Genomic DNA, 12,668 nt, shown 5'->3' on the forward strand with positions numbered 1-12,668 from the left:
CCCTCCCAGCCGGCTGTTCGATGTAATGGATATACTCAAACGCCATGCGCTAAACGTCCGCTTACGCTCATAGTGGACACTGGTCTGCGTATCTCTTATGTTAAATAGGAGTGACCGGCAGATTCCCGGGAGAACCATCGGAGCACTACTCAATGTACTGGCTGAAGCGTAAAAGGTATCCATCTGGATCCTGCACGAGAAACTCTCGCTGGCAGGCGGTCGCTTCTCCGGTGTTGTAGTAGTTATCTCGGAGATCCCGGTACAGCGTTACGCCATGCGCTCTTATATGGTTGAATATCTGTTTAATGTCGTCCACTTCTATCTGGAAATTAACGCCACGCCCCAGCGGTCTGGCGAGTTCTGCCGTGTTCCATCCGCCCTGATGATATTGCTCAAGCATCAGTTGCGCCTCACCAAGGCTGATATAGGCAAAATCCGGCTCTGTGCGCCTGATCATGACACTAAAGCCAAGCACGTCGGTATAGAAGTGCAGGGAGGCTGGAAAATCCTTTACGGTCAACTCGGGAACCATGCGGTTCCAGTAGGGCTCTTTCGTGTCAGCCATTTTTCTTATCCTTTTTGACTTACGCAGCATACACCAGATGGCTTATGCAGCGTTCGCCGCCGAAATGTTATGGAGAGATGCTGCCTTCGGCCGCATGCCATGAGCAGAGTTCCCAGTTCAGCATATTTTCTGCACAAGTTTCACAATCTACCCACGATAGAGCATTCCTCCAGTCGCTGTCCGATCCCAAATTATTGCTCGTTCTGCTTCAGCCGAAGTGAGAAAACCCTGTGCACTCAGTGATCGCAGTAACTTGCTTTTACCTGAACCTGGGCCGCCTGTAATAATTCTTTGGTTTTTAATAAACATAAGAGTGTACCTGTCACCCCGTGTACGTCCTCCAGACTGCAGTGCGAAGCCTGAGTCAATGAAATATGTTTTGTACAACGCACCAGCCATTCCGGATATTTAGTGTCTTGATGCAGCCTTTGATACCGTTGTAAACCATGTAGGGCGTCAGTGCGCCTTTGCTGACGTCTATACCAGTTGGAAGCATCGTCTCACTCCTCTTGCTTAAATCGTCACACCTGTTCGACGCCTGCCAGAGTATGCCTATCAATGCTATTGGCAGAAGCATGCTAAACAGGGGTGCGCATTTATATATCAATGATTTCAATGCGTTATATGGAGTTTGTTACTATTCGTTAAACACTCAGCACGTCGGCGTCAATTTAATGTATCAATATAGTTTGCAATTTTCCGTGAAATCAGTCACCGTTAAAGTGTAACTGCAACTGATACTGATACTATTAGCCCTGGCGACGGGAGAGAGAAGATGAGAAGTGACGCGTTTATTCACGATCTGATTGACTGGATTGACAACAATATCGAAGGCCGACTGGACCTGGATACCGTTTCCGAGCGTGCAGGCTATTCAAAATGGCATCTGCAGCGGATGTTCAAAGAGCATACCGGCCATCCGCTGGGCGAGTATATCCGTTCGCAAAAGCTGAAAAAATCAGCCGATCGCCTTACCCGCAGCAATGAACCGATCCTTAACGTAGCGATCTCTTTGGGTTTCGATTCTCAGCAATCTTTTAACCGCAGCTTTAAACGTCAGTTCGGCCAGGCACCTGGCGCATGGCGTCGCAGCGTGGTTCAGCAGCACGGTAAATCACTACAGAGCTGAGCGATCGCCAGGGCCGGATCGTTCCGGCCCGCGTTGTGAAACATCTCACATTTCCTTTTTATTCAGCCAATGCTGAAATGGCATTTCAATATAATCTGTGTTGGGATTAACGCATCGTTTTTTCCGGAAACGCACCGATGCTTATTTCACTGGATGATTATCATCCCGCAGCCGATGGCGTAACAGCCGACACCGCCCATTTTCAACGCGCTATTAATGACATTTCCGCCCAGGGCGGCGGCACACTGTATGTTCCTCCCGGACCATACCTGATCGGCTCTCTGACGCTTCCCGCAAATTTCACGCTGCATCTTGCCGCTGGGGCAACGTTAATCGCCAGCTGTCGGGCAGAAGATTATACCACGCAGACACAGAGCCAGGCGGAATGCTCCTCGCGGGCGTTGCTGTATGCGTACGGTCAGAAAAATATCACCATTGAAGGAAAAGGGCGCATAGATGGCAATGCCAGCGCCTGGTTTGCTGCGCATGCAGATGAGATGGGCTACCGTTTGCCGCTGGCGCAACGGCCACGCATACTGGTACTGGAAGCCTGCCGTCAGGTCACGCTACAGGATTTTACCATTGAGCAGGCACCTGTGTGGACAATCCATCTGGTGAGCTGCGAGCAGGTCAGGATTAGCCGCCTCTGCGTTGATAACGATCTGACGATGGCGAACACCGATGCGCTGGATATCGATAGCTGCCGCTATGTTCACATCAGCGACAGCTATTTTAGCGCGGCGGACGATGGCATCTGCATCAAAACCACCCACAAGCCGACGCCGCTGCGCGGTCCGGCGGCGCATATTACCATTACCGGCACCATTCTGCGCTCCAACAGCTGCGCGCTAAAGATCGGCACGGAAACCTGGGATGATATTGAAGATGTCGTGGTGACCGGCTGCACTATCATCGATTCAAACCGCGGCATCGGGTTGCTGAGTCGCGACGGCGGGCGCTTTCGCCGTCTCTCTTTTAGCCATATCACCTTTAATTGCGTCTATGCGCCGCCGGTTCACTGGGGCAAAGCCGATCCGGTATTTATCTCGGTTCGTCCGCGTCATCCTGAGGTTACGCCCGGGGAAATTGCCTGGGTACAGTTCAGCCATCTTACCGGTACCACGCAGGGGGCGATTAATCTGCACTGTGAAACGCCCGGCGCGCTGCATCATATCAGCTTCGATCACGTGTTAATCGACCAGCTTCCCAGCGAGCATCCGGAGCAGGGCTGGTATGATATTCGGCCACCCTGCAATCCGGCGAACCCGACCGGCATGGGGCTGGATAATGCCTATGCCATTAATCCCGCAACGGACCGCCCCTGGGGCGTGGAGGCCTGGCCTGGCGGGATGCCAGGGTTGTTTGCCCAGGGCGTCACGGCGCTGTCGCTCAGTCAGATAGCCATTCATCGGCCAGATCCGCTGCCGCCAGGCTGGAATCCGCAGCTTATCGTTGAGCTTGATTAGAATAAAAAAAGAAGAAGTTTTCAGCCGGAAGGCGGGCACTTTATCTGTGCGATGGGCTAATCTATCTGACAACCGACCATAACCGCAATTTCACTGCGTGGAGTCATCTGTGCTGGAAATGCACTTCGATTTTTTAGCAATCCGCAGCGGCGAAGAGTTTTACCGCTGCTTTACTGAGCAGAGCGGCATCGCCGGAAAACCAGGCGCCAGCATCGATGCGCTATGGGATATGCTGACGGGCGAATTACGGCTACCGGCGCGCGCGTGGCTTTATCATTTACCTTCTGTACAGCAGCGTGCAGATCTGGCGGCGATTATCGAGCTGCTGGAAGAGGCGGCGCGCGAATTACAGGGGGAGTTTATTGTGCAGCGGGTTCAGGTTTGCGGGTAATAAAAACTGCAGGGCAGCGTTGCCCTGCAGGATCTTTAGGCGCGGATGAGTTTCAGCGCCTGCTTTAACGGCAGTCGTGCGCTATCGGCAATCTCACTGCCGCCCGCATAGCCGTTGTTCTCTACAATCAGCGTATTCAGGCCAACCAGCCAGTCATAAATATAAAAGGCGGTAGTATTGGCTGGCGCAGCGGAAAGGCGCGTCAGACGCTGCGTGCTGCCAAAAGTCACAGCAGGCGTTTGCGGTTGGGCAAAAATCTTCTGGCCGCGATTCACGCGGCTGTCGGGCCGTTCCGCCGCGTCGCGCTTCAGGAAGCCGAGCCAGGCGACAAAGTCTCCCAGCACCGTCAACGCTCGTGAAACCTGACGATCCACCTTGCCTTCGCGCGGCGCGTTGGTGGCTTCATGCTCGGTTAACGTGCGTAACAGGCTGCCTGCGATATCCAGGCGGAAACTGGCGGTGATCAGCTCCTCTGTTAACATTTGCAACGTTGTTTTGCTTACGCCCAACAACGAGAGCAGACCATCGTTATCCGGCAGGCTGCGCAAATGGTAGATCCAGTAGCGCTGCACGTTATGAGCAAACAGGCTGTCGTTATCCAATACCGGTTCTTCGCTTTCACCATCCAGCGCCGGTTCTGGCTGATTGCTGAACAGGTCGAATTCAAAGCCAATGCCAAAATGGCTGCCCGGTAAATTGGGCGCGGCTGGCGTGGCATGCGCTCCGGCGGCGGCCTGCTGCTGCGGCAACAAATAGAGCGTGCGCAGCTGCTCACGCGAGGGTTGTAATCGCTCCAGTAATTCGCCGTGCAGGCCGGTACGGGTTTGCAGCGCTTTTAACAGATCATCGGCAATCTGCTGTTTCTGCTGTACATCGTCAACCGGCTGCGCCCAACTGGCCAACAGGCGATCGCTAAGCTCGCGGCTCAGACGCTGCGTCTGTTCCTGCATGCGCTGTTGTTTTTTTTCCGGTTTGATCTCGTTTTGCAGCCAGCTTGCCATACGCTCAATGCCGCCCGCATCCTGCGCCAGCATCGATCCCCAGTCGCTGCCAGCGGTGCCCGTTTGGCGCTGTACCGCTTCGTCGATATTCGCTGACTGCACATAACGGCCATCGAAACGGGTTACCGACCATACCAGCACTGGCTTATGACCGCTTTGCTGTTCGCCTTCACCGAGACGCATGGTTTTCAGCCACTGCGTTAACATGCGTGCAACGAAACTGGCGTCATGGCGCTGGCTGGCGGCAGTAGATACCAGCAACAGATCCAGACCATGACGTTCACCATAAAACTCAAGAAACAGCGCGCGCCTGGCCTGCATCAGCCGTGCCAGCAGCGGATCGCGTTGAGCAGCCTGCGCCTGCTCCTGGCGCGTATCTTCATCCAGTGCAACGCCGTAGCCGGGAATATCTACCACATCCACCTGATCGAACAGGGCCTGACGCGGCGGAGTAGATAATGGGATCTGCACTTCCAGCGTCAGCAACTGCAGTTCCGTCAGTGACAGCGTGACCGGGCTGGCGGCGCGTCCAGCCAGCCAGGGCACCACTTCCGCACGGCGCGTGGCATGGTTTGGCGTGGCGGCGGTACTGAACAGCAGCTCGGCCGGTAGCAGTGAGTCATCAACCAGCAGCGAAAGCGGCGCCAGTACGTATGGCGCATGCTGTAACGCATGCAGAGTATGCGCCAGCTGTCGCCACAGCGCGGTCAGGGTTTCATCATCATTCCACAGTAACGCGAACAGTTGGGCGCGGTCGTCCACGCTGAGCAGCGGTGCCAGTTCACAGGCCTGCGGCCAGAAATGGCGGTTGAGTAGCGCGGCACGACCTGCATCATGACGTCGGCAAAAATCCCACAGCGCAACCAGCTCATCGCTGGCAGCGCCTTTAACCGGCTGCGGTTGACGCAGACGCTGCAAATGTTCCAGCCGCGCCTCAAGCTGTTTCGCTTCCGGTTCGCCCTGCGGCTGCTGAAAGGCGGCCATCAGCACCATGCGCGTCATTTCCGCTTCGCTTAACAGCGTTAAGCACAGGGGCCGGCTGGCATCTTCTGGCTCGCGGCAGTGGCTGAAGCGTGTTGCCATGCCATAATCCTGATTGCCGGGATTGATATGCGTGAGATAGTTAAGGGCTTTACCGCCAAAACTGGCGGTTAACTTTCCCTGAACATCGCCTACCAGCGCCTGCAGCAGCGAGGCTTTTCCCGCCTGTGAAAGTCCATAAAAGCCGAGCGTGTTTTCGTCAGGCTGCGTCTTTTGCATCTGGCGCAGCCGATATTTACCCCGGCGCAGAGCGAGTTTCAGGCCATCTGCCTCTATATCCAGGCGCGGCGACTGCACGCGCTGTGCATCGATCCATGAAAGGGCGAGGTCGATGCCTTCGTTCATTTCCACTAACTGCTGGCTGAACGAAGAAACCTGCTGTTTCAGCGTAAAGGCTGTCATTTCTTAAATACGCTCCCGCTGTCGATCCAGTATTGGGCATTGGCATTGCCACTGGCGGACAATGTATTCAGTTTCAGGCTGAGCTGGGAAAGCGGTACGCGCGTACCGTCATCCAGCCGGGCATCAGCCAGCACAAAGCGCTCCGGCGATCCTGACTGGGTGCCAGGCTCCACCGCCAGCTTTACACGCAGTACGCTGTCGCCAGCGACCTTACGCGCCAGCTGCGCATCATTAATAGTCAGACTGTATAGCGGCGACGCCAGCCAGCGGTCATTATCCAGCTGACGGAAGCCCAGGCAAACATTGCCACGGATCTGGAAACTGCTTTTGCGATCGGGCGTCCAGCTGGGGTCATCCAGGTCGATTTCGCTGTAGCAGACGTTTTCACTGGACAACGCATGGTTATCATCCAGCATCCCGAGATAGCGAATAGTGGAGTAAGGCTGGAAATCACCGGCCTTAAACCAGAAGCTCGACAAACGTAAATCCAGAGCCAGCAGGCAGAGCATTGCGCCCACCGCCGCAGTTGATTTCGGGTTATCAATACGGCCCATTTTGTTAAACGGATACCAGTCGCTGGTGTGATAGCCCTCCAGCGACAGAATGCGGCTGCCCGGTAGCGGCTGCAGATGACGGAACAGCGCCTGCACGCCAGGGAAACGGGAAGGGCGACCGGTCAACAGCAGTACATCACAGCTGTAAAGTGAAATCACCTCTGCCATCGAGCGCAGCGCAGGCACAATTGCCATCCGGTGCGACAAAAATTCGCCGTGCAGCTTGCTGAGGCTTACCACCAGCGGCACCTGCAAAATATCAAACGCCAGCTGGCCGCCAAGCGCGCGCTGCACCTCGCCATTAATATAATCAAGCACCGCCGCGCCGGGACGCTGCGTCAGCAGTTCGCCATACAGCGCTTCGATCTCCGCGCTGACATCCAGCGGATCATAGCTCTCATAGCGTTCAAGAATCGCCTGTGCCAGCGGGATAAAGAGTTGCAGCGTCGCCTGTTGACGCAGCGTGGAAAAACCATCCATGCGCCCGTCATAGCCGAACAGCTTATCCAGCAGAATATCAGGGTTACCCAGTCCGGCCTGTTTCAGGGAGGAATGCAGCGCAGGCAGGACATAAAGCTGGATCACATCCAACAAAATATCATCGCCAGCCACCTTAAAGCCTTCACGGAACAGCAGGCGCGGGTTGATTTTTACGTTGTTGCCCTGACCGTCGTCCAGCGCGTAATGGGTAATCGCCAGGTCTGTGGTGCCGCCGCCGATATCAATGGAGGCGATACGCAGCGTTTTACCGGCAGGCTCATTGGCGTCGCGCAGACGATCGGGGCGCGCCATGCTGGCGAAAAAGGCTTCCGCGCGACCAGCAAAGTTAACCTGGGTTTCATTGAACAGGTAAACCATCTGTCCACAGGTGGCTTCATCCCACTCCATCTGCACATCGGGCACCGGACGGCTGCTGAGTGCTTTATCGCTCAGGCTGTCAAACGGCGCATCGGCGGGATGCCAGCCCATCGCTTTCCATACCAGACCAATCGCATCCTGCATACGGCTGCGGAAAATCTCCCGCTCTGGCTTCGGCATCGCTGAGGGCAGGGTAAGAATAATGTGACGCAGCTGACGCGGCGCATAGCTGTGCGGCATTTTCTGCCGCTGAGCGGCGCTGTTCATCTGCATCATCGCCTGAGCCAGCAGTTCGCTCAGCATAAAGGTCATCAGGGAGCTGCGGCTGTAGTGCGCTGAAAACACCGGCAGCCGCTCATCTTCCTCGATCTGCCACAGCGGCTCGCCTTCATCGTTAATCAGGGTCATCAGCGGTTCTGCGATCGCCTGCGGCTCTGCGCCCGCGCGATCGGCGTGATTAAAGCGCCAGCCTGCGGCGTAACGGGCTTCATCCCACAAATAACGACGCGGACTGGAAATACCGGTGGTGCCTTCGGTTCCGGCACGCTGCAGCGCCATACGGCTCGCTTCGCGGCCCACGCGGGTTAATGAAGGCCAGACAAATGCCTCTTCACGCCCGCTCTCCACGGAAAAGTTCTTTTTGCCGAAATGCGCTTCCGCGAATTCAACCCGGCTGTCGAACATTTCGTTATACACCCGGTGCGGTTGCGAAAGGTCGCGCAGCTGCAGTTCGTAGGTCTGCTTCAGGCCGTTGACTTCGTCGGGATGATCTTCCACCAAAATGCCGCAGGTATGGGAGTTGCCAACGTCGAGGATCAGATCGACATTCACGACCGGCTCCTGCAGCGTGGCGGTAAGAACACGAATATCGGTCAGCGCCAGCTGGGTGCCCAGCAGTTCAAGCAGGTTCAGGTAGTGCGCCTGATATTCAAATTCGCGTAGCGCCATTTTAATGTCGCTGTCGTGACGCGACTCCAGCTCAGTGGCACGCTGGGTAAAAACTTCACGTAGCCAGCCGTCAACCCAGGTCAGGTCGAGGAAGTCGCCGAGTTCATAGTTTTGCCAGGCAAGGGCAAAGCCCACGCCGTTATTGGCGTCAGAAGGGGTCAGGGCCAGCTGCGCCTGATCGCTGTCGTCAGCCGCAGTTTGGGTATCAAATGCAAGGATCACGCGATGGGTATGGCCTTCCACATCCGGTTTATCCAGCGCGGCAATCTGCATGCGCGCCCAGTTTTCCGGGCCGCCGATAAACTGGCGCGGCGGAGCGCAGCGCAGAACCGGTACAGGCAGCCAAATCCCGTTAAGCAGGTTCAGCGATTGCTCCTGAGTGGTGCTGCATTCTGGCTTCACCACCTCTGGCGCAGCGCCATCTTCCAGCGGCAGCAAAAAACGGCCGCTGGCGGCATCATGCGTAATGCGCAGCAGCGGGCCGTTCGCCGTCTGGCGTACAAATTTACGCGACTGGCTCTCCTGAACGGCAATAGCAAAATCAAGAAACTGAATACCGCTTTCGGCAATCAGGGTAATTTTTTGTTTAAAATCGGTGATGGGCGCCAGCATTCTTATTTACTCTCACGCTTGATCGTCATTGGAAATGCGGCATCGCTGCCAAACTGCGCTTCACACACGGCGGCGCCATCCCCTTGTTTACACACCAGCTGCGGCATTTTATAACGCGTACCGTTCGCGCACCGGGCGGTATAGCGGCTGTTGATAATCAGATTGCCTGAGCTCATCAGGCCAGCGGTGGCTTCTGCCTTACAGCGGGTGCCATTGCCCTGAACAAGGGTTGCGGAGCCTTTACCGTCGCGGAACTGATAACGCACGGTAGGTGCTTTGAAACCAGGCATATTGCGAAGCTGTAACGAAACGCGCCAGTTACCGTCAAGGAATGCAACCGAACCGTTTCGTACTGCGTTGGTCGGCATTACCAGATCATCTTTGGCCGCCGGCGCGGTAACCGGCGCGGGATCCGGTAACACAGGCGTTTCCGGCTGCGCGGGCACCACCGCCGCGTTGCTGAGCGGCAGGGTTTTATGCAGCGCAAGAGTTTGTGCCTGGGTGGCCGCCGGGATCACCACGCGCGGTTTGATCGCTGGCAGTGTCTCTGCTGTTTTGGCTGATTCGGCAGTGACAGGCTCCGGTTGAGCAGGCCAGAAGGTGAACGCCAGCGCAGCGGCGATAGCCAACCCCAGAGGCGCAGCGACCCACAGCAGACGACGCGAACGCTTCGGTGTAGGTACCGGCTGCGGCTCGACCGAGGGTTCTTCTTCCTCATGCAGTTCATTAATTGCCTGATAAGCGCTAATGGAGGCGGCGGGGGCTACCGGTTGCGCTGCCGGTTCAGGTTCGGGTTCAGCTTTTGGCGGCAGCGGTAAAATCTCAGCCACAGGTGTGCTAATCAAAGGAGCATCGGAGATCGGCTCAGGCTGAAGCGAACTGCGCAGGCAATCAAGCGCATCGCTGCGTGAACGCTTATCCAGATCGACAAAGCCCCAGAAAGTCAGCACCGGGCGACCATTTACCAGATAAACATATTGACGATCGGGAAACTGGAAGGCTTTGCTAAGCAGAGCGCCGAAGAGTTTAAGTGCTGGCTTGTCCGCGCTGAGCGCGCGTTGGCTCATGGCAGTCAGCGTTTGTTGATAGCTTTCCAGCTCGGCCAGCGCCTGACGACGCTCGCTTTCGCTGGCGTTAAGCCAGGATTTTACCCGGCCATTAAAAGGGGCGTACCAGTCCAGCCGGTCGCCGCGTTCGTTGGTCTGCGGGATCGCCAGACAATCGGCAAGTTTTTGCTGCTTGCGCAGGCGCAGAGTTTCGCGCAACTGAAGCGCAGAAAGGTAAACCGGCTGACCATTCTCACCTAAAGCAAGTACGGCATCCAAATTCCCACTGCGTAAAAATGTTTTTGCCACCTGTAAGGGCCCTTATTTGACGCTGCCAGAGGCAGAAAATCGTATGGTATCTGCTATTCGAATGATCTTATCTTTACATGAGATAAATCAAACGCCGGAAAAGAGCGCGTATTTGATTGATATTCCCCTTGCAAAGGCAAGCAGCACAGAAAATGCGACAGGTGGCTGTAAAATAAGGCATCAGGAGGCACTGTCATTGCCTGAAAAACGCCCAGTTGATCACCATAACAGCCGGGGCGCGTTGATCAACAAGAGCAAGAGATCGTATTCGCCATCCTCACCAGAAACAATTCTCTCTCGCGGTACGCCTTTTCGCAGCGCAACCTTTTTATCAACATGCTCTCTCCCTGTCCCTGAGTAACTATAGATGAATGTTAACAAAGTGGAAATTATCTAAAAAAATCAGACGCAAGCTTAATTGTGCTCATTTTAGGAAAAATCTTAAACAGCAATTCTTATTATGTATTTATGGATTAATTATTAATTAAAACAATTGCAGGCTGAGCAGTTTTATCAGACGGAGGCGCTTTTAAGGGAAGGTGAAATAGTTGCACTTCGTTACTGAGCTTCTACATTTAATAACGTTGTTACGCTTACTTATCTCCCACTGGGAGAGTGAGTTGCCCCCTTTAATGTTAAGAAAAGAGGAATTGTTATGACTCAGTATCGTGGTGGTGCAGGTAATTTCGCAAACGATCGGCAACGTGCCTCCGAGGCTGGCAAAAAAGGCGGTCAGCGTAGCGGGGGCAACTTCAAGAATAACCCGCAGAAAGCTTCAGAAGCTGGGCGCAAAGGCGGCCAGAACAGCCATGGCGGAGGGCGTAAACCAGCAGAGTAACGCCCACGGCAATTCCAATTTTTTACGCCTCTTCACTCCGACATAATTTTTGTAATTATGTCGGAGTGTTTTTTTATCCCGGCTGTTTTACTATTAACTCACTCTTTCTGGTTAATCAGCTTATTCAATTATTGTTTCCCTGATGAATATTTCGCAGGGTAATAACCCACAGGTAATTTAATTGTTTGTTCATCCGGCAAGCAAGTGATGATCAAGCGGCAAACGCCCATACCTGGACAAAAAATAACAAACCTGTACAATTATTTCCATTACCTCTGAACGCGCACGTTAAATAAACGCTTGTTCTTATTAGCGAAGCCGATGAGCTGATAATATCAGCCATACCAGCATTCCTGTTAATAAACCCCAGAATGGCGCGCCTGTGCCTGCCAGCGAAATGCCGGAAGCGGTCACTAAAAAGGTAACCATAGCCGCATCGCGTGTCTCTTCCTGATGCAGCGCTCGCTGAATACTGCTGGTCAGCGTGTTCAATAGCGCCAGCCCGGCAAGGATATGAATCAGCGCCATCGGCAGGGCGGTCAACAGCAGGCCCACGGCACCGCCAAACAGGCCCGCCAGCAGATAAAAAATGCCGGCGCAGGCTGCAGCCAGCCAGCGCTTAGTGCGATCGGGATGCACTTCCTCACCCATACAGATAGCGGCGGTAATGGCGGCAAGACAAACGGAAAAGCCGCCGAAAGGCGACAGCAGCAGGGCAATCATGCCGCTCCAGCCAATTAATGGTGAAACCGGCGCGTTATAGCCATGCGCCTGCAGCGTAGCGATGCCCGGCGCATTTTGCGAGGCCATGGTCACCAGGAAAAAAGGCAACCCAACGCCCAGTAGCGTTGACAGGGAGAATGACGGCATAGTAAATGATGGCCAGCGCAGCGTCAGCAATGGCTGGGCCAAATGCAGATCGCCGCGCGCCAGCGTCACCAACAGGCCTGCCAGCAGAGTGATAATAATCGCATAACGCGGCAGCAGCCGACGCGCCAGCAGCCAGCTAACACACATTATTCCGCATAACAGCAGATCGGTAGGCAGCGCGCCGAAGGCCTGCAGACCAAAGCGCAATAAAATCCCGGCCAGCATGGCGGCGGTAATCGCCTGAGGGATCACTTTCATTAAGCGGGCAAACAGCCCGGTAATGCCGCACAGCACAATTAACAAATTGGTAAAGATAAAAACGCCAATAGTTTGTGACAACGTAACGCCATCAAGACTGGTTGCCAGCATGGCGGCGCCAGGGGTTGACCAGGCAGTAAGGATCGGCTGGCGATACCAGAGAGAAAAGCCAAGGGAGCTGATGCCCATCGCCAGGCCCAGCGCGGTAAACCAACCACCGATCTCATCCGCACTGACACCGGCAGCGGCGGCAGCCTGATAAATAATCGCCGCTGAGCTGGCGTAGCCAATAAGCGTTGCGATAAACCCGGCGATCGCAGCCGGGAAAGCAATCTGACGTGCATGCGGCACCGATAACATAGTATTCTCTCCTGTGCGCT

Annotated in this window: 11 protein-coding genes; 5 read left to right on the plus strand and 6 right to left on the minus strand. The window is 55.0% G+C overall.

Going from position 1 to position 12,668, the window contains the following annotated elements; translation table 11 throughout:
* Window positions 1-145: 145 nt before the first annotated feature.
* Both ACQE3Z_RS05430 and ACQE3Z_RS05435 read right to left on the minus strand, forming a co-directional pair.
* Window positions 146-565, minus strand: coding sequence for a bleomycin resistance protein (locus ACQE3Z_RS05430; RefSeq protein ID WP_426972546.1), 420 nt, complete (start codon window positions 563-565; stop codon window positions 146-148).
* Between the two features lie 147 nt (window positions 566-712).
* Window positions 713-964, minus strand: coding sequence for an AAA family ATPase (locus ACQE3Z_RS05435; protein ID WP_426972547.1), 252 nt, complete (start codon window positions 962-964; stop codon window positions 713-715).
* A gap of 376 nt (window positions 965-1,340) precedes the next feature.
* On the opposite strand from ACQE3Z_RS05435, the gene ACQE3Z_RS05440 reads away from it, so the two are divergent.
* The 3 genes from ACQE3Z_RS05440 (at window position 1,341) to ACQE3Z_RS05450 (ending at window position 3,551) form a co-directional block, all read left to right on the plus strand.
* Window positions 1,341-1,694, plus strand: coding sequence for a helix-turn-helix domain-containing protein (locus ACQE3Z_RS05440; RefSeq protein ID WP_085071702.1), 354 nt, complete (start codon window positions 1,341-1,343; stop codon window positions 1,692-1,694).
* Window positions 1,695-1,831: 137 nt separating this feature from the next.
* A complete protein-coding gene (locus ACQE3Z_RS05445) occupies window positions 1,832-3,160 on the plus strand; it encodes a glycoside hydrolase family 28 protein (protein WP_426972549.1) in 1,329 nt (442 codons plus the stop codon).
* A 118-nt stretch (window positions 3,161-3,278) separates the two neighbouring features.
* Window positions 3,279-3,551 carry a barstar family protein gene (locus ACQE3Z_RS05450; RefSeq protein ID WP_157130247.1) on the plus strand — a complete coding sequence of 91 codons (273 nt, stop codon included), beginning with the start codon at window positions 3,279-3,281 and terminating at the stop codon, window positions 3,549-3,551.
* A 35-nt stretch (window positions 3,552-3,586) separates the two neighbouring features.
* On the opposite strand, the gene ACQE3Z_RS05455 is transcribed toward ACQE3Z_RS05450, so the two are convergent.
* From ACQE3Z_RS05455 to ACQE3Z_RS05465, 3 genes are read right to left on the minus strand one after another with little or no spacing between them, the layout of a single operon-like run.
* Window positions 3,587-5,995, minus strand: coding sequence for a virulence factor SrfC family protein (locus tag ACQE3Z_RS05455; RefSeq protein ID WP_426972550.1), 2,409 nt, complete (start codon window positions 5,993-5,995; stop codon window positions 3,587-3,589).
* Complete coding sequence (locus tag ACQE3Z_RS05460; protein ID WP_426972551.1) at window positions 5,992-8,967, minus strand: virulence factor SrfB; 2,976 nt, start codon at window positions 8,965-8,967, stop codon at window positions 5,992-5,994. Before ACQE3Z_RS05460 ends, ACQE3Z_RS05455 begins: the two co-directional genes overlap by 4 nt.
* 2 nt (window positions 8,968-8,969) lie before the next feature.
* The gene (locus ACQE3Z_RS05465) at window positions 8,970-10,322 is read right to left on the minus strand and encodes an SrfA family protein (RefSeq protein ID WP_426972553.1); all 1,353 of its coding nucleotides are present in this window, start codon (window positions 10,320-10,322) and stop codon (window positions 8,970-8,972) included.
* Between the two features lie 43 nt (window positions 10,323-10,365).
* On the opposite strand from ACQE3Z_RS05465, the gene ACQE3Z_RS05470 reads away from it, so the two are divergent.
* Both ACQE3Z_RS05470 and ACQE3Z_RS05475 read left to right on the plus strand, forming a co-directional pair.
* Window positions 10,366-10,683, plus strand: coding sequence for a hypothetical protein (locus ACQE3Z_RS05470; protein WP_426972555.1), 318 nt, complete (start codon window positions 10,366-10,368; stop codon window positions 10,681-10,683).
* A 294-nt stretch (window positions 10,684-10,977) separates the two neighbouring features.
* Window positions 10,978-11,160, plus strand: coding sequence for a general stress protein (locus ACQE3Z_RS05475; protein WP_038626107.1), 183 nt, complete (start codon window positions 10,978-10,980; stop codon window positions 11,158-11,160).
* A 309-nt stretch (window positions 11,161-11,469) separates the two neighbouring features.
* On the opposite strand, the gene ACQE3Z_RS05480 is transcribed toward ACQE3Z_RS05475, so the two are convergent.
* Window positions 11,470-12,648, minus strand: a complete 1,179-nt coding sequence (locus tag ACQE3Z_RS05480) for a benzoate/H(+) symporter BenE family transporter (protein WP_426972557.1) — start codon at window positions 12,646-12,648, stop codon at window positions 11,470-11,472.
* Window positions 12,649-12,668: the final 20 nt, after the last annotated feature.

It is taken from the genome of Pantoea sp. FN0307, assembly GCF_050113815.1.
Taxonomy (GTDB): domain Bacteria; phylum Pseudomonadota; class Gammaproteobacteria; order Enterobacterales; family Enterobacteriaceae; genus Mixta; species Mixta alhagi.

Excerpts from the sequence above, each read along its gene's own strand:
- ACQE3Z_RS05430 (WP_426972546.1), bottom strand. The coding sequence starts at position 565 with ATGGCTGACACGAAAGAGCCCTACTGGAACCGCATGGTTCCCGAGTTG.
- ACQE3Z_RS05435 (WP_426972547.1), bottom strand. The coding sequence starts at position 964 with ATGGCTGGTGCGTTGTACAAAACATATTTCATTGACTCAGGCTTCGCA.
- ACQE3Z_RS05440 (WP_085071702.1), top strand. The coding sequence starts at position 1,341 with ATGAGAAGTGACGCGTTTATTCACGATCTGATTGACTGGATTGACAAC.
- ACQE3Z_RS05445 (WP_426972549.1), top strand. The coding sequence starts at position 1,832 with ATGCTTATTTCACTGGATGATTATCATCCCGCAGCCGATGGCGTAACA.
- ACQE3Z_RS05450 (WP_157130247.1), top strand. The coding sequence starts at position 3,279 with ATGCACTTCGATTTTTTAGCAATCCGCAGCGGCGAAGAGTTTTACCGC.
- ACQE3Z_RS05455 (WP_426972550.1), bottom strand. The coding sequence starts at position 5,995 with ATGACAGCCTTTACGCTGAAACAGCAGGTTTCTTCGTTCAGCCAGCAG.
- ACQE3Z_RS05460 (WP_426972551.1), bottom strand. The coding sequence starts at position 8,967 with ATGCTGGCGCCCATCACCGATTTTAAACAAAAAATTACCCTGATTGCC.
- ACQE3Z_RS05470 (WP_426972555.1), top strand. The coding sequence starts at position 10,366 with ATGGTATCTGCTATTCGAATGATCTTATCTTTACATGAGATAAATCAA.
- ACQE3Z_RS05475 (WP_038626107.1), top strand. The coding sequence starts at position 10,978 with ATGACTCAGTATCGTGGTGGTGCAGGTAATTTCGCAAACGATCGGCAA.
- ACQE3Z_RS05480 (WP_426972557.1), bottom strand. The coding sequence starts at position 12,648 with ATGTTATCGGTGCCGCATGCACGTCAGATTGCTTTCCCGGCTGCGATC.